This is a genomic window from Candidatus Thiosymbion oneisti (assembly GCF_004359955.1).
GTDB lineage: Bacteria > Pseudomonadota > Gammaproteobacteria > Chromatiales > Chromatiaceae > Thiosymbion > Thiosymbion oneisti.
The window spans coordinates 1-21,896 of sequence record NZ_SMSC01000002.1; the positions used below are offsets into that span (position 1 = coordinate 1).

Annotated in this window: 27 protein-coding genes and 2 pseudogenes; 5 read left to right on the forward strand and 24 right to left on the reverse strand. The window is 56.2% G+C overall.

Annotation, left to right across the window (positions count from 1 at the left end; all coding sequences use genetic code 11):
- The 18 genes and pseudogenes from E1958_RS00965 to E1958_RS01050 form a co-directional block, all read right to left on the reverse strand.
- Positions 1–255: pseudogene (locus E1958_RS00965) on the reverse strand (hypothetical protein); the annotation flags it as partial.
- Between the two features lie 1,123 nt (positions 256–1,378).
- The gene (locus E1958_RS00970) at positions 1,379–1,804 is read right to left on the reverse strand and encodes a F0F1 ATP synthase subunit epsilon (protein WP_089729755.1); all 426 of its coding nucleotides are present in this window, start codon (positions 1,802–1,804) and stop codon (positions 1,379–1,381) included.
- A 16-nt stretch (positions 1,805–1,820) separates the two neighbouring features.
- Positions 1,821–3,197 (reverse strand): F0F1 ATP synthase subunit beta, encoded by a 1,377-nt coding sequence (gene atpD, locus E1958_RS00975; protein ID WP_133510213.1) that lies wholly within the window; start codon positions 3,195–3,197, stop codon positions 1,821–1,823.
- Between the two features lie 239 nt (positions 3,198–3,436).
- The gene (gene atpG / locus E1958_RS00980) at positions 3,437–4,309 is read right to left on the reverse strand and encodes a F0F1 ATP synthase subunit gamma (protein ID WP_133510214.1); all 873 of its coding nucleotides are present in this window, start codon (positions 4,307–4,309) and stop codon (positions 3,437–3,439) included.
- Between the two features lie 526 nt (positions 4,310–4,835).
- Positions 4,836–5,423, reverse strand: coding sequence for a Uma2 family endonuclease (locus E1958_RS00985; RefSeq protein WP_207787842.1), 588 nt, complete (start codon positions 5,421–5,423; stop codon positions 4,836–4,838).
- 439 nt (positions 5,424–5,862) lie between these two features.
- On the reverse strand, positions 5,863–6,348 hold the full coding sequence (locus tag E1958_RS00990; RefSeq protein ID WP_133510215.1) for a hypothetical protein: 486 nt from the start codon (positions 6,346–6,348) through the stop codon (positions 5,863–5,865).
- A 148-nt stretch (positions 6,349–6,496) separates the two neighbouring features.
- Positions 6,497–6,766, reverse strand: coding sequence for a DUF2442 domain-containing protein (locus E1958_RS00995; protein ID WP_133510216.1), 270 nt, complete (start codon positions 6,764–6,766; stop codon positions 6,497–6,499).
- A 20-nt stretch (positions 6,767–6,786) separates the two neighbouring features.
- Entirely contained in the window at positions 6,787–7,047 is a 261-nt protein-coding gene (locus tag E1958_RS01000; RefSeq protein ID WP_133510217.1) for a DUF4160 domain-containing protein, read from the reverse strand.
- 200 nt (positions 7,048–7,247) lie between these two features.
- The gene (locus E1958_RS01005; protein ID WP_133510218.1) at positions 7,248–7,586 is read right to left on the reverse strand and encodes a hypothetical protein; all 339 of its coding nucleotides are present in this window, start codon (positions 7,584–7,586) and stop codon (positions 7,248–7,250) included.
- Positions 7,587–7,674: 88 nt separating this feature from the next.
- Positions 7,675–8,124 (reverse strand): MBL fold metallo-hydrolase, encoded by a 450-nt coding sequence (locus E1958_RS01010; protein WP_133510219.1) that lies wholly within the window; start codon positions 8,122–8,124, stop codon positions 7,675–7,677.
- Between the two features lie 436 nt (positions 8,125–8,560).
- Entirely contained in the window at positions 8,561–10,102 is a 1,542-nt protein-coding gene (gene atpA, locus E1958_RS01015) for a F0F1 ATP synthase subunit alpha (protein ID WP_133510220.1), read from the reverse strand.
- Between the two features lie 12 nt (positions 10,103–10,114).
- Positions 10,115–10,654 carry a F0F1 ATP synthase subunit delta gene (locus tag E1958_RS01020; protein WP_133510221.1) on the reverse strand — a complete coding sequence of 180 codons (540 nt, stop codon included), beginning with the start codon at positions 10,652–10,654 and terminating at the stop codon, positions 10,115–10,117.
- A gap of 9 nt (positions 10,655–10,663) precedes the next feature.
- Positions 10,664–11,134: a F0F1 ATP synthase subunit B gene (locus E1958_RS01025; protein ID WP_089728969.1), complete on the reverse strand. Its 471-nt coding sequence runs from the start codon at positions 11,132–11,134 to the stop codon at positions 10,664–10,666.
- A gap of 61 nt (positions 11,135–11,195) precedes the next feature.
- The gene (atpE, locus tag E1958_RS01030) at positions 11,196–11,429 is read right to left on the reverse strand and encodes a F0F1 ATP synthase subunit C (protein WP_089728967.1); all 234 of its coding nucleotides are present in this window, start codon (positions 11,427–11,429) and stop codon (positions 11,196–11,198) included.
- A 45-nt stretch (positions 11,430–11,474) separates the two neighbouring features.
- Entirely contained in the window at positions 11,475–12,344 is an 870-nt protein-coding gene (gene atpB, locus E1958_RS01035; protein WP_089728965.1) for a F0F1 ATP synthase subunit A, read from the reverse strand.
- 10 nt (positions 12,345–12,354) lie between these two features.
- On the reverse strand, positions 12,355–12,813 hold the full coding sequence (locus tag E1958_RS01040) for an ATP synthase subunit I (RefSeq protein WP_243725214.1): 459 nt from the start codon (positions 12,811–12,813) through the stop codon (positions 12,355–12,357).
- Between the two features lie 928 nt (positions 12,814–13,741).
- Positions 13,742–14,164 (reverse strand): type II toxin-antitoxin system VapC family toxin, encoded by a 423-nt coding sequence (locus tag E1958_RS01045; RefSeq protein ID WP_133510222.1) that lies wholly within the window; start codon positions 14,162–14,164, stop codon positions 13,742–13,744.
- Positions 14,161–14,409 (reverse strand): ribbon-helix-helix protein, CopG family, encoded by a 249-nt coding sequence (locus tag E1958_RS01050; RefSeq protein ID WP_133510223.1) that lies wholly within the window; start codon positions 14,407–14,409, stop codon positions 14,161–14,163. Before E1958_RS01050 ends, E1958_RS01045 begins: the two co-directional genes overlap by 4 nt.
- 87 nt (positions 14,410–14,496) lie before the next feature.
- On the opposite strand from E1958_RS01050, the pseudogene E1958_RS01055 reads away from it, so the two are divergent.
- The 4 genes and pseudogenes from E1958_RS01055 to E1958_RS01070 form a co-directional block, all read left to right on the forward strand.
- A pseudogene (locus tag E1958_RS01055) lies at positions 14,497–14,679 on the forward strand (BrnT family toxin); the annotation flags it as partial.
- A gap of 42 nt (positions 14,680–14,721) precedes the next feature.
- Positions 14,722–14,904 carry a 3-oxoacyl-ACP synthase gene (locus tag E1958_RS01060; RefSeq protein WP_133510224.1) on the forward strand — a complete coding sequence of 61 codons (183 nt, stop codon included), beginning with the start codon at positions 14,722–14,724 and terminating at the stop codon, positions 14,902–14,904.
- A 462-nt stretch (positions 14,905–15,366) separates the two neighbouring features.
- The gene (locus E1958_RS01065; RefSeq protein WP_207787840.1) at positions 15,367–15,588 is read left to right on the forward strand and encodes a type II toxin-antitoxin system HicB family antitoxin; all 222 of its coding nucleotides are present in this window, start codon (positions 15,367–15,369) and stop codon (positions 15,586–15,588) included.
- Between the two features lie 292 nt (positions 15,589–15,880).
- Positions 15,881–16,069: a hypothetical protein gene (locus tag E1958_RS01070; protein WP_424945057.1), complete on the forward strand. Its 189-nt coding sequence runs from the start codon at positions 15,881–15,883 to the stop codon at positions 16,067–16,069.
- A 244-nt stretch (positions 16,070–16,313) separates the two neighbouring features.
- Here E1958_RS01070 and E1958_RS01075 read toward each other — a convergent pair whose 3' ends face one another.
- From E1958_RS01075 to E1958_RS01090, 4 genes are all read right to left on the reverse strand, one after another.
- Entirely contained in the window at positions 16,314–17,501 is a 1,188-nt protein-coding gene (locus tag E1958_RS01075; RefSeq protein ID WP_133510226.1) for a restriction endonuclease subunit S domain-containing protein, read from the reverse strand.
- Positions 17,502–17,612: 111 nt separating this feature from the next.
- A complete protein-coding gene (locus E1958_RS01080; RefSeq protein WP_133510227.1) occupies positions 17,613–17,936 on the reverse strand; it encodes a hypothetical protein in 324 nt (107 codons plus the stop codon).
- Positions 17,937–17,939: 3 nt separating this feature from the next.
- Positions 17,940–20,096, reverse strand: a complete 2,157-nt coding sequence (locus E1958_RS01085; protein WP_133510228.1) for an HsdM family class I SAM-dependent methyltransferase — start codon at positions 20,094–20,096, stop codon at positions 17,940–17,942.
- 223 nt (positions 20,097–20,319) lie between these two features.
- Positions 20,320–20,733 (reverse strand): AbrB/MazE/SpoVT family DNA-binding domain-containing protein, encoded by a 414-nt coding sequence (locus tag E1958_RS01090; protein WP_207787794.1) that lies wholly within the window; start codon positions 20,731–20,733, stop codon positions 20,320–20,322.
- Positions 20,734–20,887: 154 nt separating this feature from the next.
- Here E1958_RS01090 and E1958_RS01095 point away from each other — a divergent pair, with 154 nt between their 5' ends.
- Positions 20,888–21,238 (forward strand): HVO_A0114 family putative DNA-binding protein, encoded by a 351-nt coding sequence (locus E1958_RS01095; protein ID WP_133510229.1) that lies wholly within the window; start codon positions 20,888–20,890, stop codon positions 21,236–21,238.
- 13 nt (positions 21,239–21,251) lie between these two features.
- Here the strand turns inward: E1958_RS01095 and E1958_RS01100 are convergent, their stop codons facing one another.
- Both E1958_RS01100 and E1958_RS01105 read right to left on the reverse strand, forming a co-directional pair.
- Positions 21,252–21,530, reverse strand: coding sequence for a HigA family addiction module antitoxin (locus tag E1958_RS01100; protein WP_133510230.1), 279 nt, complete (start codon positions 21,528–21,530; stop codon positions 21,252–21,254).
- A 13-nt stretch (positions 21,531–21,543) separates the two neighbouring features.
- Positions 21,544–21,825: a type II toxin-antitoxin system RelE/ParE family toxin gene (locus tag E1958_RS01105; protein ID WP_133510231.1), complete on the reverse strand. Its 282-nt coding sequence runs from the start codon at positions 21,823–21,825 to the stop codon at positions 21,544–21,546.
- Between the last annotated feature and the right edge of the window lie 71 nt (positions 21,826–21,896).

The following is a 21,896-nucleotide window of genomic DNA, read 5'->3' on the forward strand; positions in this document are numbered from 1 at the left end:
AACGTTGAAGTCGAGTACGTCACGGGTATTGCGACCCTCGTGGATCCGGACCTTGACCACGATCGGTTTGGATTCGGTGTTGGTCAGGTTGATCAAGGTCATCCAGCCCTTGCGGGTGGTGTAATAAGGGGCGATGGCCACCTCTCCGATACCGTCCGTCGCCAGATTGACCGCACCGGCATCAAAGGCCAAGCCGGCCATGCCCAGCGACGCCGCGACGGCGAGGCTCAGGGGTGTTTTACGCAATGTCTTCATCAGTCAAGTCTCCTAATTTCTCGGGTAGATTAGCGAACACAATCAGCCATGTAGGTTCGTAACCTTTTGGATGCTACAGCCATTTCACGTGCGCATCAAGCTATCCCCGGAATCTTCCAGGATATGAGGCAAGGCGCGTAACATTTAGTACATGCAGTAGTACCGATAACCTATTGAACGCAAATTGGCTGATATCGGCTCGCCATCACCGAGGGTTCCAGTGCCCTTGCGTTCAGCCACGCCGATCTGCGGCGAATGCTTCCGTTCACGGATTGAGCCGACGACCCCAGCACTGAAGTACCGATCAGTCGGTCTAGTTCTTCTCAATTGAGTATCCTGCTCGTTCTACTTGCTCAATGTTATCGGTAGTCGAGAGCATCTGTAACTAAACGAAGCCACGCGCCTATTGGACTGTCACCCGTTGCGCTATCGCTGAGTTGCCGATTCCACAACAACAACTCGGTGACAGGCAGCACTTTCATAGCCTTAAGCACATAGCCTGAATTAGAAAGTAGCATGAGAAAAACAAAGAGTCAACCGAAAAACAACATGAAGAGCAAAAAGTCACAGATCAGGCTCACCTGTGGCGTAAAGGCAACCAAGGCCATCGACTCCAGGGCAAGTCACATAAGCTCTCGGAAAACATAGCCCCAGCGGACCTGTCCGCTTACCTAAGGTAGGGTAGACAGGCCATCTGGCAAGGTCGGTTTGCCCTACATCAGAAGGACCCCTGTTTTGTAGGGACGGGGCTTGATTCCCGTCTACCGCCACCAGGCAAGCCGCCCAATTCTGGAGCAGCTGCTTCGAGGGTGTAGATACGGTGAGCACAGCGACCGGCGTGGCTTGCTTGCAGCGGGCAAGGATGGTTCAGAGCCCGACTGTGGTCGCCCTCCATGGCACCGGATTCCGGCAATCCCTGCCGGAATGACGCGGCGAGGTCTCAAGATTACAACCTTGGCGATGAACCGCTTAAGACACAGCGGACGCAGAAAATCGCTCGGCATCTTAAGCGGTTCAAACGACACAACCGATTGCTTTATATCTTTTTTATTACTCGGCGGCCCTGACCCGACCCACACGCTCAGTGGCAGACCCGTAGGGGTGAGGAATTTTCCGCCTACACTCAGGCGCCTTTCAGCTTGCGCAGCTTCTCGATTGCGCGCAGCTGGGCGACGGCCGCTGCGAGCTCTGCCTGGGCTTGGGCGTGTTCGAATTCGGCGGTCCTTCCGACCAGGGCGTCTTCCGCGCGTCGTTTGGCATCCACCGCCGCGGCCTCGTCCAGATCGCGGGCGCGGATGGCAGTGTCCGCCAGGATGGTCACCACCCGTGGCTGGACTTCGAGCATGCCGCCGGAGACATAGAAGTGCTCCATCTCCCCGTTCTCGGACTCGACCCGGACGTCACCTGGTTTCAGGCGGGTTATCAAGGCCGTATGACGGGGCGAGATGCCGACTTCCCCCATCTCCGCCGGCGCATACACCATGGTCGCCAGTCCCGAGTGGATGGCCCCCTCGGCACTTACGATGTCGACATGAACGGTCATTGCCATGGGAATCCTCCCGGCGTTACATGCTCTCGGCCTTGGCGACGGCCTCGTCGATTCCGCCCACCATGTAGAAGGCTTGCTCCGGGAGACGGTCGTACTCGCCGCCGACGATGGCCTTGAAGGCCGCGATGGTGTCCTTCAAGGGCACATATTTGCCAGACGAGCCGGTGAAGACCTCCGCCACGAAGAAGGGTTGGGAGAGGAAGCGTTGAATCTTGCGCGCCCGGGCAACGATCAGCTTGTCCTCGTCGGACAGCTCGTCCATACCTAAGATGGCGATGATGTCCTTGAGCTCCTTGTAGCGCTGTAGGGTGCCCTGGACCGAGCGCGCCGTCTCATAGTGCTCCTGACCGACTACGTTGGGATCGAGGATACGGCTGGTGGAGTCCAGGGGATCCACTGCCGGGTAGATGCCCAACTCCGCGATCTGCCGCGACAGCACCAAGGTGGCGTCGAGGTGGGCGAAGGTGGTGGCCGGCGAGGGGTCGGTGAGGTCGTCCGCGGGCACGTATATCGCCTGGAAGGAGGTAATGGAGCCGGTCCGGGTGGAGGTGATGCGTTCCTGCAACAGGCCCATCTCCAAGGCCAGGGTCGGCTGGTATCCCACGGCCGAGGGCATGCGCCCGAGCAACGCGGAGACCTCGGTACCGGCCAGGGTGTAGCGATAGATGTTGTCGATAAACATCAGGACGTCGCGGCCTTCGTCGCGGAAGTACTCGGCCATGGTGAGGCCGGTCAGGGCGACGCGGGCCCGGTTGCCCGGAGGCTCGTTCATCTGGCCGTAGACCAAGGCGACCTTATCGAGGACGTTGGACTCCATCATCTCGTGGTAGAAGTCGTTACCCTCGCGGGTACGTTCGCCGACGCCCGCGAACACCGAATAACCGGAGTGCTCCACGGCGATATTGCGGATCAGCTCCATCAGGGTGACCGTCTTGCCGACGCCGGCGCCGCCGAACAATCCGACCTTGCCGCCCTTGGCGATGGGCATGATGAGGTCGATGACCTTGATGCCCGTCTCCAGGAGCTCGGTGGCGGCCGCCTGGTCCTCGAACTTGGGCGCGGCGCGGTGGATGGGCCACCGTTCCTCGGACTCCACCGGACCCTTTTCATCCACGGGCTCGCCCAAGACATCCATGATGCGGCCCAGGGTGGGGATACCGACCGGGACGCTGATGGGCGCGCCGGTGCTGGCGGCAACCAAGCCGCGACGCAGACCGTCGGTGGAGCCCATGGCGATGGTGCGCACGATGCCATCGCCGAGCTGTTGCTGTACCTCGAGCGTCAGGCCGACCTTGTCGATCGTCAACGCCTCATAGACCTTCGGCATCTCGCCACGGGGAAACTTTACGTCCACCACGGCACCGATGATTTGCACCAGCTTACCCGAGCTCATAGTGTCTCCTCTTGCCGCATCGCGGCGTCTCGATACATGTTCAGGCGTTTGCTTAAGATACCAGCATCCCGTTTCACCAAAAATTTCATCGTAAAACACTCCTCGTCATCTCGACCGAAGGGAGAGATCTTTGGCGATAAGAAAACCACATAAGCCTCAAGATTTCTCGCTTTGCTCGAAATGACAATTAGAGAAATTAGGTGAAATAGCCTGCTAGCCACCCGTCGCCTCGAATCCGATCAAACCGCGGCCGCGCCGCTGACGATCTCGGAAATCTCCTGGGTGATCGCCGCCTGGCGGGCCTTGTTGTAGACGAGCTGCAGCTCATCGATGAGACCCCCGGCGTTGTCGGAAGCGGATTTCATGGCCACCATACGCGCGGCCTGCTCGCAGGCCCCGTTTTCCACGACCGCCTGGTAGACCAGGGACTCGATATAGCGCATGAGCAGGGCATCGAGTACCGTTTTGGCGTCCGGCTCGTAGATGTAGTCCCAGTGATGGCGGACTGTCTCATCGATCTCGGTATCCTCGGCCCGGATCGGCACCAGCTGCCGGATCTCTGGTCGCTGGGTCATGGTGTTCATGAACATATTGCCCGCGATATAGATGGCGTCGATCTTGCCGGAGTCGTAGGCATCCAGCATCACCTTGACGATGCCGATCAGGTCCTCGATGTGGGGCCGATCCCCCAGGTGCGTCACCTGGGCCAAGACCTCGCCGCCGAAGCGCTTGAAGAAACCAAGCGCCTTGTTGCCGATGGTGGCGAATAGGGTCTCGACGCCGGCTTGCTTCTGCTCCTTGAGCTCCCGCACGATGCCCCGGAACAGGTTGCCGTTCAGACCCCCGCACAGGCCCCGGTCGGAAGCGACCACGATATAACCGATGCGCTTGCGCTCACGCTCGGTCGCCAGGAAGCTGTGTCGGTATTCCGGTGTCGCGTGACGCAGGTGCCCGATCACCTGCAGCATCTTCTCAGCGAAGGGGCGGGAGGCGGACATCCGTTCCTGCGCCCTACGCATCTTGGACGCCGCCACCATTTCCATGGCCTTGGTGATCTTCTGGGTGCTCTTGATGCTGGCGATCTTGGTGCGTATCTCTTTCGCGCCGGCCATGTCGTTCGGCTCCTGGCTGTCAGCCGTGAAGATTTATCCGCAAATAAACGCAAATGGACGCAAATGCTTTCCGGCAGACTCGTTGGCGTTCAGCCTTACTCGGCTGACCACTCTCTATCTTTGGTCTATTTGTATTAATTATTTGCGTTTATTAGCGTTCATTTGCGACAAAAAAAGAATTCCCAGCTGATCTCGTTTGTATTCCGCCCAACGTCAGGCATCAGCCGCCGTTTGGAGCATAGTGGAAAACGGTCGGCTGAATGCGATTGTCAGACGATAGGCTGCATGAGTAAATACCCGATTGCCCCAAACACTTTATTCAAATCAGTAGTAGCTATCCCGGCTTTGTGCTTATGTTGTATTCTTCCTGAACTTGTGCAATAGATTTAAAATCCGTGAACGCCATTTTGTGATCCCAGGTTTTGTATGTATTCAAGGCCTGAGGGCGACCATAATCCGAGTCATACCGCTTTGCCTGATCCGCAAGTTTCAGCAGCGTAGATTGGGGTGAGGAACGAACCCCAATCTACCTGACTGAAGCAAGCCGTGTGGGCAACCACAGGCCTTCCAGGTCGATGGGCACCGACTCGAAGGGTGGTGCCACAACCCGATCGGTACCGGCAAAGCGACCGATCTCCAACCAGACGCCGGCGTCGTGCCGATACGCCTCCAACGTGCACTCAGCCGGATCGACCAGCCAAGCGTACTGTACGCCATAGTGTCCGTACAGCGGCATTTTGATCTCACGATCTTTACTCTTGGTGGATGGAGACAGGATCTCGCATACCCAATCGGGAACGACCTCGATGCGGTGGCCTGTCGGGGGTGTCGGCATGTGCTCGCGCCGCCAACCCGCCACATCCGGTACGGTCACCTCGACATCGCGGACGAAGTGGAGCTCCGGCTCATCGATAATCCACCAACCGCCCGGACCTCTGTTCCCCTTATAGAAAGCGCTGAACAACTCGGCGCCCAACGCAGAACCGGCGAACCCATGGGGGAAGGAAGGCCGTGGTTGCGTATGGAGTTGTCCGTTCAGGATCTCTCCGGTCACACCTTCAGGCAGGGCCTCGAGGGATTCATAGAGAGTCGGTTGAATTGCCGGTTGCATCATTTTTCCCCCTCCCTTAAGGAGGGGGTCGCAAAAACAGTGGCGTCAGCTGCCAATCTGTGAAGTTTAAACCACAGAGGACACAGAGAACGGAGAGAATTGGCCGATTCCTTATCTCCGTGTTCTCTGTGGTTCGAAATGACTTTTTCGACACCCTCGTCAAGGGGGCAATTGGAGCCGCGCAAAGCCAACGTAGGATGTGGTAAGCGTCTGCCCACCACCCTAGGAACCGTCCGTGTCGCCCTACCTACCCACCCCGGAGATGGACCAGATATAGCGGACAAGGGGCAGGCCGTAAACCGCATCGGTTATCTTTTCCTATACTCAATCAAATCCGGACTGTTCCGCCGTTGGGCATACACCACCGCGAAGATGCGGTTCTGCCCCGTCCCTGGGGCAGACAGGCACTCACCTCATCCTACGTGTTCTTGATGCCGGTGATTTAACGACTATTCTCCACACAAAATTTCAGAATGCCGACAATCATACTGCCGCCCTCGAAAGGGTATAATCTACTATCGATAGTCGCAATATTGTTTTCGAGTGACACAAATTGCCAGAGAACACCGTCAGTGACCACCCCATAGACCGGAGAAACAGGATTCTCGCGGCGCTCATTGAAGATTCTGGCGGCTTCCATTTCAGCAAGGCATTGTGGCAAAGCATTGCCTAAATCCGATCTTTTGGCCTCCACCAGGACCACCACCGGTGATGTGATATACAGTTGGTTGGTACTTTTACTGATAATCCCGTCAGGATTCCCTGTGAGACCCTTCTCACTATCCACATTAAATGTATTCTCCAGAAAAAAGCTAATCGCCACATGTTGTTCAAGCTCAATGAGCACATTATCGACGATCAGGGCTTGCCGTGCGCTTTCCGTGTTGATTCGAATGGCTTTTGTATATGCCAGGTCCATGGTTTTCACGAACCACTCCGTGAGTTGAACGGGTTGGATATGCTGATAGCAATTATTATCGCCTTGTATGACGAGCCCTAACTCCTCATGCACTTGCTCAAGCGTTTTAAAATCGCTATATGCCATATCATTTGGAATGATCTGTTAGCGAAAATACCTATAATTCCATCCAGTCAGGCAGTGGCGCTCCAGTAGCCTTTGAATAGAGCTTTTCAGGCGCAATATCAATATCATTCCGCCATGTGAGTGTGCCTAATTCATCGTTTACCGAAAAATCTTTGAAAAAATCAATATCCTTAAAACGGTCAAAAACTCCACCTTTTAAGAGGTATTCGGAGAAATCGACAACTCCTTTTTTCCCATTGTCGAAGGTAAGCGCAATTCTGTAGTCACCTTCATAGATAGCCGAAACTACGTCATATGACATTGTTTTCCCTCCATTCTAATCTAATCCAAGGGCGAAATTTTTTCAGGCGGTTTGTTGCCTTGCGCAAGTTTCCAGGCGCGCATAAGTTCCTGTTGGTGTCGGGATGCCCATTCCTTTACCATTTTTAAAGCACGAGGCGGAATTTTTCCCTCCAACACTTCCAATGTTCTTATATCTATCGCCGTTTTGTTCTTTCCATAACGAGCATGAAAATGAGGAGGATTGTGTTCATCGTAAAATATCGAGATGATTATCCCGTAAAATCTGCTTATTTCCGGCATATTCTTCTGTTCACTTGATTATTTTCTATTGTTTCGCTAACGGCTTAGCAGGATAGGTTGGGCAAAAGCACGCTAGGGATGGCGCGATGTGCCCAACACATATTTTGTTGGGCACACCGCGTCCCTGCGGCTTTGCCCAACCAACTACGAGCTTGCTCGTCGCTCCCGGTTGACAACCGGGGCACACAGCACAGGATTCATCAAAAAATGCTGATGGAAAGTCCCGTTGCGCTGTTGATTGCTCCCTGCACCACCTTCATTAAGGCCTCGACAGCTTTCACTCTGGTCGACGTCTCGATAATGTCGCTTGTCTCCAATGCGTCGATTTCCAAGCGTTCTCGGTCGCGCAGGAAATTTCTTGCATTCTTCTCAGAGATGTGCCCAGCTTTCAGTTGCTTGGCAATGCTCTCGGTAAATTCGGCAACGAGTTTAGCGCGATGAAACTTGTAATTTGCCAGCGTATGGCTACCCGAAATTACATGAGGAACCAGCGCATTGATGATGTCGGAGCCTAGTTCCTTAATGTTGATGTCTGCCATAATTGTTCACCTGTTTGCAATCGTTGAACGAGACGAGTCGCGAAGATTAGCGCAAGGCGTATTGCCAAATTGGCAACGACCTAGCCACCTACTTCGGGAGCACCCCCTCCCCTGCCAGCATCAGAAGATCATAAAACTGGACGTCGAAATTATCTTGTGCAACCTGAAAATAACCCGGTTTCAGCACTTTCTCTTCTTTGTGCTCCTGGCGAATCTCAAGGAAGCGGTTTCTAGCGCCCTCTACTTTGCCAGCGATACCTTGGTAATTTGGAAGCAGTCTCGCGGTGAGCAACATGTCGTCGAACATCGCTTCGACCTTGTTGTAGTCCTTGACCACATTTTTATAAGCAATGTTTCCGGTTTTGTTCTTGCTGGTAACGAAGAAGACGTTTAATGCACTTGCCGTTGCCTTGACGCTCTTTTCGTATCCGGCGTCATAGCGAGGCGTCGCGCAGGCGCTGATTGCGACTACGAGTACGGCAAGCAACACATGCTGCAATGCTTTGCGCAACGATGGTGCAGTCGGTTCAATTTGCATTTGTTGTCTCCAAGTCATGATTTCAGAATCATTCAAGTTGACAGGTCGTGGCTACGTCGGACCCTAGTCTTGACACTTATTGCCTTTTTGCTCGCATAGCGTAGGCAGTGCGAATGTACCAGAAACCTTCTCAAGCGAAATACCGGGTAATTTCAGTTGCCATTCAGTCCCGATGGAAGAGTGGGCAAACTCCGCCTTGTTTTTGCGCGAGAAGGAGCAGGAAGAAAGGCACGGGGCGAGGTCTAGCTTCGAAGCATATCCGCACCTGAATGTACATCAATGCTACACCTGCCCCCATCCCTTCTGGCAGCTAACATGCAATCGATGGCGTTGCCGATCGCGATCTCAATAGTATCCGGTTTCCGTGGCCCCCGGTATAGCCTACTTGTTCCCCGGTGCTCCCACCGGGATCCGGGGATCAGTTTTTGTTACCCGTTTACCAGGTGTGATTCGATTTGAAATCCTTGATCGCCGCGTGCAGGGCGTCCGCGATCTCCTCGTCGTAATCGCCGGTCTTGTCGATCTTGGCGAGGAGGTCCGACTGACTGGTCTTCATATAGGTCTGCAAGGCGTGCTCGAAATCCACGACTTTGTTGACCTCCAGGTCGTCCAGATAGCCCTCGTTGGCGGCGAACAGGGAGACCGCCATCTGGCCGATACTCAGGGGTGCGTACTGGACCTGCTTCATGAGCTCGGTCACCCGTTCACCGCGTTGCAGCTGTTTGCGCGTGGCCTCGTCCAGATCGGAGGCGAACTGGGAGAAGGCGGCCAGCTCCCGATACTGGGCTAGCGCCAGTCGCGCGCCGCCGCCGAGCTTTTTGATGACCTTGGTCTGGGCGGCACCACCGACGCGGGATACCGATAGCCCGGCGTTGATGGCGGGACGGATACCGGCGTTGAACAGGTCGGTCTCCAGAAAGATCTGCCCATCGGTAATGGAGATGACGTTGGTGGGCACGAAGGCGGACACGTCACCGGCCTGGGTCTCGATGATGGGCAGGGCGGTCAGGGAGCCGGTCCGGCCCTTGACTTTACCGTCGGTCAGCTGTTCCACATGCTCCGCGTTGATCCGCGCGGCCCGTTCGAGCAGGCGCGAGTGCAGGTAGAAGACATCGCCCGGATAGGCCTCACGGCCCGGCGGACGGCGCAGTAGCAGGGAGACCTGCCGATAGGCCCAGGCCTGCTTGGTCAGGTCGTCATAGATGATTAGCGCATCTTCACCCTTGTCGCGGAAGTACTCGCCCATGGCGCAGCCGGAGTAGGGCGCGATGTACTGCATGGCGGCGGAGTCTGAGGCACCTGCGGCCACGATGATGGTGTGATCCATGGCGCCATGCTCTTCGAGCTTGCGTTGGATCCCGGCGATCGACGAGTTTTTCTGGCCGACGGCAACATAGATGCACTTGATGTCGGTGTCCTTCTGATTGATGATAGTATCGATGGCCACAGCGGTCTTGCCCGTCTGGCGGTCACCGATGATCAATTCACGCTGGCCCCGACCGATGGGTACCATAGCGTCGATGGATTTCAGGCCCGTCTGCACCGGCTGGTCCACCGATTTGCGGCTGATGACGCCGGGGGCGACCTTCTCGATCGGAGAGGTCGCGGTCGCATTGATCGGACCCTTGCCGTCGAGGGGGTTGCCCAGGGAATCGACGACGCGACCCAACAGGGACTCACCGACGGGAACTTCCAGTACTCGCCCGGTGCAACGTACCCAGTCGCCTTCCGACAAGTGCGTGTACTCGCCGAGCACCACCGCACCCACGGAGTCGCGTTCCAGGTTCAGCGCCAACCCATAGGTATTTTCGGGGAACTCCAGCATTTCATAGTACTGGGCGTCGGACAGGCCGTGGATGCGGACGATGCCGTCGGTCAGGCTGACGATAGTGCCTTCCGTGTGGGCCTCGGTCGTAGGCTCGAATTGCTCGATCTTTTGCTTGATTAGACCGCTGATTTCGGATGGATTCAGTTGCATGGCGGTTTCCCGTTAAAATTGCAATTCGGTGGCCAGCTTGTGCAGCTTGCCGCGCACGGACCCGTCAATCACCAGATCCCCGGCCCGGATTTGGACGCCGCCGATCAGGGACGGGTCGGTCTCGACCGTCATCTCCACTTCGGCCCCCAGCCGCTTCTCGAGCGCCGCGGCAAGGTCTCTCCGCGCATCTTCCCCTAGCTCAAAGGTACTTAAGACCTGCACCCGGCGGACGCCCTGATGCCGGATCCGGAGTGCTTCGAAGAGGCGAGCGATCTCGGGAAGTGTGGAGAGCCTATTGTTCGCCGCCAGCAGCGAGACCAGATTGCGGACTTCCGATGGCACGACCTCGCCGGCAATCTCTAGTATGGCGTCGCGCAGCCGCTCGCGCGGCAGGTTCGGATTGCCGATCTGCTCCGCCATCCTGGGATCGGCGGCGATCGCTGACAGGGTGGCCAGGGCCTCACCCCAGGCGTCCACCTGCTCGCTCTCCCGGGCCCGTGCGAAGGCAGCTTCGGCGTAGGGCCGTGCGATTGTCGTGATGTCTCCGGCCATGGGCACGCCTTAGATCTGTTTTGCGAAGGAATCGACGATGGCACCGTGAGCGGCCGGGTCGATTTCCTTCTCTAGAATCTTCTCCGCCGCCGCCACCGCCAGGACCGCGACCTTTTCCCGCAGCTCCTCGCGGGCCCGGTTGACCTCTTGGTCGATCTCGGCCTGCGCCGCGTGGACCAACCGAGCGCCTTCTTCCCGGGCGTCCTGTTTCGCTTCGTCGATGATCTCGGTGGCCCGCTTTTGGGCCTGGCTTACGATGTCGGCGGCCTTGGACTTGGCCTCCTTTATCCGCTCGGTGGCCCGCCGCGCGCCGAGCTCCTGTTCCTTATGGCCGCGCTCGGCCGCCGCCAACCCCTCGGCGATCTTGGTCTTGCGTTCCGCCAGCGCGTTGACGATAGGCGGCCACACAAATTTCATACAGAACCAGACGAATGCCGCGAACGCGATCATCTGGAGTACTAGCGTCAGATTGATATTCATGCCGTGGCCTCGCAGGGGACGAGAGCTTTGGTCCGTGCCCAGGGGGCAGGTCGGATCTGCGTCAGACAGCGAACATCAGGTACAGACCCATGGCGATCGCGATGACCGGCAGGGCGTCGGTGAGACCCATGACGATGAAGAACTGGGTGCGGAGCATCGGGATCAATTCGGGCTGGCGCGCGGCACCTTCGAGGAAGCGACCACCGAGGACACCGATGCCGACGGCGGCGCCGAGGGCGCCCAGACCCAGCATGAGACCGGCTGCGATGTAAACGATTGCTTGTGCGAGCTCCATGGTTTCCCCCTGTAGAGTGGGTGAGAGAAGGTTGAAATCGGTCGTTCAGTGGTGCTGCTGATGCGCCATATCCAGGTAAACGATGGTCAGCACCATGAAGATGAACGCCTGTAGCGTAATGACCAGAATATGGAAGATGGCCCATCCGATCTGCAGCAGGCCACCACCGATGCTCATGACGATCGCGTGGCCGTACATGAGCGCGATCAGGATGAAGATCATCTCGCCGGCATAGAGGTTTCCGAACAGACGCAAGGCAAGGGAGACAGGCTTGGAGAGGAGGTTGATACCCTCCAACATCAGGTTGGCGGGCAGTCCCCACTTGCCGAACGGCTGGAGTGTCAGCTCGCCGAGGAACCCGCCGACGCCCTTCATCTTGATGCTGTAATAGACCACCAGGAAGAACACCGTCAGCGACATCCCGAAGGTGGCGTTCGGATCGGTGGTAGGAACGATCTTCAGGAACACATGGTGGGGATCCGCGCCGAACAGGGAGGCCAAGGCCTGGAACGAGTAGGGAATGAGATCGACCGGGAACAGATCCATGAGATTCATCAGGAAGACCCAGACGAAGATGGTCAGCGCCAGGGGGGCGACCAGGGAATTCTTGCCGCTGAAGGAGCCGCGGACATTGTCTTCCACGAAGTCGACGATCCACTCCACGAAGTTCTGAGCCCCTCCCGGTTCCCCGGCCGTGGCCTTGTCTGCGACCTTCTTGAAGAACCAGAGAAACAAGCCGCCGAGCAGGATCGAGAAGAACATGGTGTCGACGTGAACGGCCCAGAAGCCCATCTCCGCCGCCTCTTCCGCGGAGGATGCGAAAGTCAGGCCATGCTCCGGATGGTTCCCAAAGGTGAGGTTGGTCAAATGGTGCTTGATGTACCCTTGGGATGTGAGCGTTTCGGAAGAAGCCATCGATTATCTCTCACGTGTTCTTTTCGTCACCCTGGCGGGCATCCCAATCGGGCACGAAAACCGCGGACAGCACTTGTACGGCGAAATAGGCACCGAGCAAGGCGGGCCAGCTCAAACCCTCGATCGTCACGAAGGCAACGAAGAACAGCCCTAAGGCCAAGGACAACTTGATAAGCTCCGCGCCATAGAACCGCGCCACGAGTGACTGCGGGTCCCGGGCCTGGTATTGCCGGAAGACCTGGAAGGCAAAGACTGAATTCGCTACCAGGCACACGGTGGCCCCGATCAGGACCGACAAGGCAACAGACAGGCCAAAGGGCAAGGCGGTAACGGTCAGGATGGGCACCAGGGCAAGCTGTGCGATCAGGACGCCCTTGGCCCGCTGCGCACCCTGCTGTTGCATCGGTTCTTCTTTCTGTTCAAGGGGATAATGCCCTACCGACGGCGCAGTATATGGACTGTCAATCACACCGTCAAACTCCGATCGGCATGATGCACCGCAACATTACCTGTTGCAACCGAAACTTCCGGATTTGGAGTGCGGCGGCAGCCTTTTACCCTGGTAGTTACCAAAACCCACGGAACCTGGTGTGACCGTAGCGTTAGCTGAGTGGCACATATCCGTCGCCGCTTTGGATTTGACCTTGTGCTTACCCCCGAGTAAGGGAAAAGCGCCGTCGCCGCGGCGCGGGTGAAACGCAGCGCTCAGGTCTCCGGCAGATACCGATGGCACCGCATACCGCTCGGGTCCGACCAAGCCGCGCCGCTTTGCCGGCGCACTCCAAAGATCTGATCTTGTGATGCCCTTTGTCTTAGGGACAGGCAGTCACGCCCGGTCAAGGTGCTGGTACGTCTCCAACGTCTGCAGCCATGTATCATCGACTAGCGCGTCATAATCGACTAGCGCGTCATATAGGTCGGACCAGGGTCATCGACGGGGCGCACGAGGCGCAACAGCGGGGCACCCTCGAAGCGACGGAAGGGGTCGGGCGGATTGGCCCAATCCGTGAATCCCAGCGAGCGCGCGTAATGGCCAATGTGATGCTTCGTCCGCTGGTGGTACCGGAGGACGACGTCAAGGCAATCGGCACTGGCTGGGGTATCGCTCATGGGCCCGGAGCCTTTCTTGCGCATCTTGGTCTGCGGCACCGAGGGGTCGGCGTGTCCGTTCAGCGGAGGTCTACCAAAGCTGGCGGATGCCGTAGGCGGATAGGGCGTCATCAGCGCTCAGAGGCTGTCTAAAAAAGGGCCGTAGGCCAGAGTAGTCGGTAGGCTGGGTTGAGGAACGAAACCCAGCGTTTACGGGAAACCTGGTTTGCTTAGGTCTCATCCCTCGATCCAGCCTACCACCTACGGCCCCTTTTTAGACAGCCTCTAAGCGTCAATGACACAGTGCTTTAACGGCCTTCGGCTGTGATCTCAGGCAACAGGTCGAAGCCTTGCTCTCGGAAGTGCCGGTCGATCGCAAAGGCGCGGTGGATACCGAGCCGGCGCATGACTTGGAAACTGCTGCAATCGACCAAGCTCAGGTCACGGCGACCTGAAGTCAGCACGGCATTGACGGCCGCAGCGTGATCCTGTTCAGTGACCCACCGACATACGACAACGGGTAGAATGGCGTCGTTGAACTCACGGACCGCACTGACACCAAGCCGCGCCTGGATCAGTGCAAACGACTCCACCAGCACGTAATTGCTGGTGATCAGCGCTGTCGTACTTGCGGGTGACAGAACAGTTGCCCAGGTTACTCGTGCCCTAGCGTGTGCCCGGTCATCGCGGTCCAAGATCGCGTAGAACGCCGATGTATCGATGAAAATCACTGACCGAAGGCGTCCGCGAGATACTCGTCGTGCCGTTCGGCGACATCCTGTTTGTCGGAGGCAAACCTGCCCGTGGCTTCGATCGCACGGCGGCAGCGCTCAGAAGGGCTCGTTTCCGGCTGGTTCCCGATCCAGGCGTTCACGGCGCGGCGAACCAGTTCGGACACCGACGCATGCTCACGGGCCGCTCGCCCACGCAGCATCTCGACTTGCTGCTCGCTGAGTTGGACCTGCATTCGAACCATCGTCTATGCCATCATTCAGCCAAGAATGATGGCATGATAGCACCCATCACCGCCGAGGGCCAAGCTTGATTCAAGGAAAAGGAACGGGCGAACCATAAGAAGCATGGAATTAGCTTTGGCGAGGCCCGGCGCATGTTCGATGGTCCCGTTCTGACCAGGGTTGATGACCGCGAAGACTACGGCGAAGTGCGTGAAATCAGCCTTGGCCTGCTCTCGCCGGATGCACCGCTGGTGGTGTTCACACAGGGCGTGGTGAGAGGACCTGCCTGATATCGGCGCGCAAGGCCAACCGTCGGGAAAGGAAGATTTACTATGACTCTCTCAAAAAAACGCTTAAAACAGATTGAAGTCCTCCGGGACGAGGATATCGACTACTCGGATATCCCGGAAACTGACGAAGCTTTCTGGGAAAAGGCCGAATTGCGGATGCCCAAGCCCAAAAAGGGTATCTATCTGCACCTGGATCAGGATTTACCGGACTGGCTCAAAGGCTAGGGTCCAGGCTACCAGACCCGGATCAACGCAATCCTGCGTGGCTCTTTATGGATTTCGGACTGCCAACAATCATGGAAGGGGACCACCGGACCTTTTGGAGTGCGGCGGCAACCTAACCCCGATGTTTACCGGAATTTACAGTGCTGGGCATAAGTGGGGGGTCGGCCCAAGTGGCACAATCCTGCCGCCGCTTTGGATTCGCCGAGGTAAAGGTGTTGCGACCAGGGGAAAGCGCCGTCGCCGCGGCGCGGGTGGAACCTCGAGAGCCCGGATTCTCGGCAAACGCCGCTGGTATCTCCCGTGGCTGAGGTTCGATGCGGTCGCGCCGCTTTGCCGGCGCACTCCAAAGCAGTCCGGAATCCATAAAGAGCCTCTCCAAAATGTCAAGGGAAAAGCAAAACCATATCAAATCAAGCAACTGTTACAATTGATAGAAATCCACAACCTTCATATCGGGCAAGAATGATGAAAGATTACCACATCAATATTTTTTATAGCGAAGAGGACGAGGGATATATCGCTGACATTCCGGATTTAAAGGCATGCTCCGCTTTTGGTGAAACGCAGAATAAAGCCCTGGCGGAAGTGTTGACAGCCAAGGAAAGCTGGTTGAAGACTGCAAAATTGAACGGTAAGCCGGTTCCTTTACCCGAATACAGGCCGGTCATTTATCAAGTTGCATAGATGTCAACACTTGGATATGTATGCTCCATTTGTTTGCCAAGAGCTAATAGGTGAACCTTAGTTAAAAGTAAAAAATAATTAAAAGAACACCCATTTTGCACCAACACGCGGATGCTGTGCTTGCCCTGTTGGAAGAGCCGGTATTTGTCCTCAATTCCCCCTTTCGTGATACGTCCCCAATTTCCCGCGCTGATCAGGCCGCGGGTAACGACGCTTGTAGTACCGGGATGACCTTGACAGGTATCCTAGCCTGTGCTCGACTCGGTATCAAAATCAGTACATAAAAGCGGACATGAACAGCATTCTGGCCCAAGAGATCAAGCGTCGTGGGATATCCGCTGTCGACGAAACGCTACGCGATGGGCCTGTCCACATCATCAAGAACAAGCGCCCGAGCTATGTGGTGTTCACTGAGGCAGCCTTTGCCGAGCTGCAACAGGTTCGGCAGGAGGCGGCAAGGGAGCACTGCGTGTGTCGCTAGTGGACCTCGAGGTCGGTCGAACGAACTGCTGCGAGGATGCGGATGCGTTGATGCGTGCCCTCGATGCCGACGACGCATGAGCTTTGCGCTGGTACGACCCGACACTTCGAGCGGCGCGTTCGCAAATTCCTTTCCCGAACACGAAACGCTCGGGTGCCAGGGTCGTGTCCTGGCAAGCGACATACTCGTTGCCGCGGCACAAAACCTGAGCTGTAACCCTGCGCGGTATTTGAGCCTGGCCCCTTTATGCCTTTATTCCGCCATTTAGTGGAACCTTCACCGTCTTCCCTTCGATGATTTGCTCTTGCACTACTGAGAGGGTGCGTTGAAGGGCTTTCATCTCGCGGTCAAGCTCCCAGATGCCCAATCCAGCATTCCAGCGGCGGTGCCAGTCTACAAAGGTGTCGAGCGTTGGTTTTACCGGGGGCTGCGGTGCGACGTGATGATACAAGCGCGCAATCTCTGCCTGCTTATCCTCGGGAAACTTGGGAATACGCACGTAATCAAAATATTCGGGCGAGAAATGGCCGCCAGAACCACCAACCGCCATGATGTCTATCAAACGCATGGTACGATACCAGTTGAAGATGCAGCGGAAGTAGATAGCTTTTTGAAGATCCCCATCGGAGCGGCGGGCATATAGGCCATGTGCATTGGTGGTACATTTCGGCCAATTATCAAGCAACACGATAGAACGCCCTTTCTGGAAACCCGCCTCGCCGAAAATGATATCTCCCCGCTTCAATAATGGGAGTTTTTTTGCAGTGCCCAGGTATGGAAGAACGTTCATTGTTCCATAGGCTGAAATGTTTTTGGGAAGGATGAGCGTGTGGTAACCGGGGCGATAGGTCTCCGAATCAATCCGTGTGCGAATGATCTTGATTTCAAGGCTTGGCCCTGGTGTTACCGTGAATCCTGCCTGTTGTGGTGTCTCGCTGCCATGTGCATAGTTTTCTACAAGCCAGATCTTCGACTTATACTCCTGATCATAGATGACGGCATCAAATCGTCGGCGAGATGAAAGCTCGGAGATCGAAGGATACAAATACTGGAACTGCCGTTTCGTTTGGTTCCCCTCCAATTCTGCTTGGATGAGGTTGTGAATCAAATCCGATTTCTCCCGGATAGCCTTTTCCTTTTCGACGATAGCTTGCATGAGTGCTGAGACATAGCCAATGACGCGCTCTGCGTCGAGCTGGTTCGGGAAGGGTATCAGGCAGTCGAGCCATAGCGTCTTGGCATGCGTGATTGTCGCGCCGCGCGGGGACAGTGCAAGAAGTTGAGTCTTGAATAGAGGATGCTTCAGAAAAGCAAAGAAATAATATCGATTCGCAGCCGGGTGCAGACGAACGATTCCACTGCTGAACATGTGGTTTCGCCAGCGGTCGCCAGCCACTATCGCACACTCGCCAACATTGGAATCCTTAGACATGAGTATATCGCCGTCGGTCAAGGAGGGAAGGCTACTTCTCCAACCAGAACCCTCCGCGAAGACCATGAAAAGCTGGTACCAAAAACAACCCAATCTGTTCAAAAAACGTGTCTATAATCTGGCGGGACTTGACAAGGGATCTTCAAATACTCTCGGGCTAATCGGCATTATAGTGTCGCCTTTCGGATACAGAAGGTAACTATGATTCTGAAGCGCCTTTGTTCGGATGAAGAAATGGGTAGAACGCTGCAGGTAATTTATAGAACCTGGCTCAACCCCTTTTTCGAAAGGCTTGGAACAAATGAGAAGGTCTTCCACTCGTTTGACATTGGCGTTGGGAATAATCACTTGGCGGTACATGGAGGGCGACCAAGCTGCATCGCGGGCGTGGATTTCGCTAAGTCTGACTTCCCGTGGGACACGCAGATAGTCCATCGCTCACGCCTCCTTGCAAAATAGGCGCTGAAGGGTTTCTTCCTGCCCGAGCGACCATTGCCGGAAGTCGGCGATAGTTTGGGTGAAATCCTCGTCGAGGATGGGGTTGCCTTCAATGTCGGTCATCACCTCGAAGGTGGTTTCATCCATGCGATAGACGGGATTGAAGAAAACGTTGCGCTTGCTGGTTCGCTTCTCGTAGCCGACGCGCCGGATGTCGCGCGTGAAGACGGAATAGTCCGATTCCACAAGCCTCTCGAGTACGGCGGAACTCTTGGGCTTGTAGGCGACGACAAGGGTTGTGTTAACCCCCGTCTCGGCGAAGACGTTCGCGGGAAGATCAAAAAGGGCGACAATCCGCATCCGGTCCATGAGCCATTCGCGCACTTGCCTCCAGCGGTTAATCGAGGCGATAGAGTTGGAAAGGACGATACCGAGACGGCCTTCCGGCTTGAGAATTCGATAGGCGTTTTCGAGGAAGACAACGCCAAGGTCAATGTTGTCGCCCCCGCCTGATAGATTCCATGTCTCATACATTTCAATAATGCGGCGTTCCTGGTCGTTGCGGGGCCGGTATGCGCGATCTTCGCCGAAGGGCGGATTGGTGAGGACGACATCGAACCGCATGAGGCGGGTATTGTCGGCCCAGTCGCGCCAGGCGCCGGACTTGTGGCGGTCGGGAATAAGGTCCACAAGGACGGGCGGATTGCCTTTGGCAAATTTCGTGAGAATCGAGCCGGGGGTATGCCGGTAGTGGAGTTTGGCCTCGCCATCGCCGTTGAGCAGCATATTGAGCGTGGCGAGCATAATCATGTTTTCGTCGAGATCCACGCCATAGATATTGGCATCGTCGAGCTGCCAGGCCTTGTCCTTTCGCGACGCGTTGACGAACGAGAGGGAGAGGAAATCGGCTATGCCGCAGCAGGGATCAATGACCGTTTCGCCATCGCGCGGGTTGACGATTTTCACGAGGAAGTCAATCACAGGGAGGGGCGTGAGAAATTGCGCGGATTCGTCGCGCTTGAAGGCGTTCGCGAAGTTGTAAAAGACGAGTTGATAAAGGTCGCTGTTAGCAGACTTGATAAAGGAGAAGTCCTGGAAGGCATGACAAACGGCGACAACGGCCCTTACGTGGTTGGCGTTCTTCCAGTTAATGGTGGCGTCGGCGTTGAGGATTTTCTGATACTGGTCAGCAGCTTCGTCGCGGATGCCTTTCATGCGTTTGATGAAATCCTGAATTGGCCTGTCGCTGAGAGCATGAAACACCACCTCGGAGTTCGTGATGAAAAACTCCAGTTTCTTCTCTGGGTATTTCTCATTGCGCTTTTCGTCAAAGATTTTGAGAGCGAAGGTTTCAATGAGGATTTGATAGCCGCGTTGGTTCACAAGTCCGGCCTTGTCGAGGGTACGCAAGACCTCGGAGAGGGCGGTTTGAAGCTGGACAGTGGCTATAGAGGTGATTACATCGAGTTCAGTATAGGCGCGACGACTGCGGTCAATCTGAGCGGGGCGATGGACTCGGTTGTGAAGATCACCGAAGGAGGGGATATAGATGTAAGGGTCTGGCAGATGAAGGGAAAGGTCGCCTACCTTGCTGTTCTTGCCTTTCTGGTTCTTGGCTTCGTCATACCGGAGGAATAACCCGTCTCGGCGGTGGAAAAGGTAGAGGCGCTCGCGGTCGTAATATATGCCAAGTACATAAGCAATGGCAGGGTCCTTTTCTTTCATCGCGGGTTTAATCTGTCCGCTGAAGACTTTCTCGATCTCCTTGTCATCGCGCTTGAATTCGATCACGGCGAGAAGGTGCGCGTTGAGCCATTCAAGGTCCCGCGAGCGGCGTTGCTGCCAATAGTCGTCGTAGTGATCGAGCCACGCCGGATCATCAAAGATAGCCCCGTCGAGACGAAGCGGGGCGGATGCCTTGTTACCCTTCGGGAAGCGAACCTCGGTTCCAATATAGTCCTTGGCGTAAAGGCCGCTATAAATGAGCCCATAAATGAACTGCCATTTATAGAACTCTTCCAGGGCTTCCCCTTCGGCATTGTGGATGGAAATATTCTTCTTGGTTTTTCCATCAACAGGGACAAGAGAGGCGGCAAATTCCTTTGCCTTTCCGTACTCTGTATCGAAGTTCGATTTCGCTTCAGCAAAGGTTGGCATTTATTCCCTCTCTGATGATGCTGTTCTCATGTTCCTACTTTGGCGCATAACGTTAGCCCGTAGGATGCGGTGAGCGCCTGCCGGCCACCCCAGGAACGCCTGCCTGTGCAGCCTACCGATCTTCCAGGGATGGGACAAGAGAGTAGACAGGGGGCAAGCCGCGAACCGCATCAACGCGTAGAACGCCGGTGTGTCGATATAGAAGCGAGCGAGGATGTTGGTATCAAGGGCAATCATCATCCCGATCCCTGGCTCCACCGGCATCTTGGTTCCGCATGGCTGCTGCGACATCGAAGTCCGCGAGCCGCCGTTCTCCGGGCCGCTCGTAGCGCAGCAACCCATAGCCGTCCTCGACCCGCGATGGGCGAATAGCCTTGCCCAGCCGGATGCGGATGCTATCTCCCTCCAGCTCGAAGTCCAGCTTGCTGCCGGGAGCGATGCCGAGTCGGCGGCGGATCGTCGTGGGGATAACAACTTGGCCCTTATCAGAGATGGTGACGGTTGATATCGGTGATGGATTCCTTTGTCTTATCCATCGCTCACTCCATTCGGAAGTACCGGTCGATCCATCGCGATCACCGAAATCGACGCCGGGAAATCCTAACGTTACCGTGGGGCAGCTCGTAGGTTGGGGCAAGCTTGCGAACTCCAACAAATCGTTGGGGTTCGTCCCTCACCCCAACCTACGGTCCTGGCGAACGTCACTAGCGGCTGATACGATGAGCCATGCATAGGGGTTCCGGAATCGAATTCGCGGAAGTCGACCGCATGTTGCGGGAGGTTATGAGGCGGTGACGGCCATTGTGATCGGTATCATGCCGCAAGAGAAGATCCGTGCGCGGATGTCGGCCATCGCGCGTGGCGAGTACAGGCCCAAGCCGGGAGAACCCAAGGTTTGGTTCACTTCGATGGCGTCGCTTGCCGAGGTTCTGAGCGACGAAAATCGCGCACTGCTGAAGCTGATCGCAGAAATGAAGCCGGAATCGATCTCTGCTTTAGCGAAGGCTACGGGTCGCAAGTCTGGAAGTCTCTCTCGCACGCTGAAGACCCTGTCCAATTACGGTATTGTCAACATGCGGCGCGAAAAACGACATGTGCGTCCAGTCGCCAAAGCAACAGAGTTCCGGATCATTGCGGCGTGACGGAAGTCACCGGTCAGGGTTTACCTGTCAGTGAATCCCCCAGCTCGGCGCCGGTAATGACCAAGTCGTAGTTGGTCTGCAAATTCATCCAGAACGCCGGCGTCGTGCCGAAAAAACGTCCCAGGCGCAACGCGGTATCGGCTGTGATGCTGCGTTTTCCCTTCACAATCTGATCGATTCGGGTTGGCTGCACGCCGATATCCTTGGCCAGTCGGTAAAGGGTCAACTCATACTCGTCGAGAAACTCGGCCAAGTGGCGACCGGGGTGATTCGGAGGAAGCTGCTCGGTCATGGTGGGTACGGTTTCAGTGGTAGTCGGTAATCTCAACGTCATAGGCGTGGCCATCGCGCCATTCAAAGCAAATACGCCATTGATCGTTGATGCGAATGCTATGCTGACCGGTACGGTCTCCGCGCAAGACTTCGAGCCGGTGCGACGGCGGAACGCGAAGGTCGTCGAGTGCTTCCGCCGCATTGATGCGCTCCAAGCGCATCATGGCACGCTGTTGAATGTCGCCCGGAAGTCGCCGGGAACGCAGCCTTTCGGCGATCTTGCGTGTTGCTTTGTCGCGGTAGCTCTTGATCACCGAGCAAGCATATCGTAGCTCGCGTAGGTCGGGGCAGGCCAGGGCGACGGGATGGCTACCACCCAACGGCC

Coding starts and splice junctions, on each gene's coding strand:
- E1958_RS00995 (WP_133510216.1), bottom strand. CDS start 6,766: ATGTCATATGACGTAGTTTCGGCTATCTATGAAGGTGACTACAGAATT.
- atpB (WP_089728965.1), bottom strand. CDS start 12,344: ATGGCTTCTTCCGAAACGCTCACATCCCAAGGGTACATCAAGCACCAT.
- E1958_RS01070 (WP_424945057.1), top strand. CDS start 15,881: ATGAACAGCATTCTGGCCCAAGAGATCAAGCGTCGTGGGATATCCGCT.
- E1958_RS01075 (WP_133510226.1), bottom strand. CDS start 17,501: ATGTCTAAGGATTCCAATGTTGGCGAGTGTGCGATAGTGGCTGGCGAC.
- E1958_RS01025 (WP_089728969.1), bottom strand. CDS start 11,134: ATGAATATCAATCTGACGCTAGTACTCCAGATGATCGCGTTCGCGGCA.
- E1958_RS01060 (WP_133510224.1), top strand. CDS start 14,722: ATGACTCTCTCAAAAAAACGCTTAAAACAGATTGAAGTCCTCCGGGAC.
- E1958_RS01010 (WP_133510219.1), bottom strand. CDS start 8,124: ATGCAAATTGAACCGACTGCACCATCGTTGCGCAAAGCATTGCAGCAT.
- atpD (WP_133510213.1), bottom strand. CDS start 3,197: ATGAGCTCGGGTAAGCTGGTGCAAATCATCGGTGCCGTGGTGGACGTA.
- E1958_RS01050 (WP_133510223.1), bottom strand. CDS start 14,409: ATGGTTCGAATGCAGGTCCAACTCAGCGAGCAGCAAGTCGAGATGCTG.
- atpG (WP_133510214.1), bottom strand. CDS start 4,309: ATGGCCGGCGCGAAAGAGATACGCACCAAGATCGCCAGCATCAAGAGC.
- E1958_RS01005 (WP_133510218.1), bottom strand. CDS start 7,586: ATGGCAGACATCAACATTAAGGAACTAGGCTCCGACATCATCAATGCG.
- E1958_RS01065 (WP_207787840.1), top strand. CDS start 15,367: ATGATGAAAGATTACCACATCAATATTTTTTATAGCGAAGAGGACGAG.
- E1958_RS01020 (WP_133510221.1), bottom strand. CDS start 10,654: ATGGCCGGAGACATCACGACAATCGCACGGCCCTACGCCGAAGCTGCC.
- E1958_RS00970 (WP_089729755.1), bottom strand. CDS start 1,804: ATGGCAATGACCGTTCATGTCGACATCGTAAGTGCCGAGGGGGCCATC.
- E1958_RS01080 (WP_133510227.1), bottom strand. CDS start 17,936: ATGGACTATCTGCGTGTCCCACGGGAAGTCAGACTTAGCGAAATCCAC.
- atpE (WP_089728967.1), bottom strand. CDS start 11,429: ATGGAGCTCGCACAAGCAATCGTTTACATCGCAGCCGGTCTCATGCTG.
- E1958_RS01100 (WP_133510230.1), bottom strand. CDS start 21,530: ATGACCGAGCAGCTTCCTCCGAATCACCCCGGTCGCCACTTGGCCGAG.
- atpA (WP_133510220.1), bottom strand. CDS start 10,102: ATGCAACTGAATCCATCCGAAATCAGCGGTCTAATCAAGCAAAAGATC.
- E1958_RS00985 (WP_207787842.1), bottom strand. CDS start 5,423: ATGATGCAACCGGCAATTCAACCGACTCTCTATGAATCCCTCGAGGCC.
- E1958_RS01000 (WP_133510217.1), bottom strand. CDS start 7,047: ATGCCGGAAATAAGCAGATTTTACGGGATAATCATCTCGATATTTTAC.
- E1958_RS01085 (WP_133510228.1), bottom strand. CDS start 20,096: ATGCCAACCTTTGCTGAAGCGAAATCGAACTTCGATACAGAGTACGGA.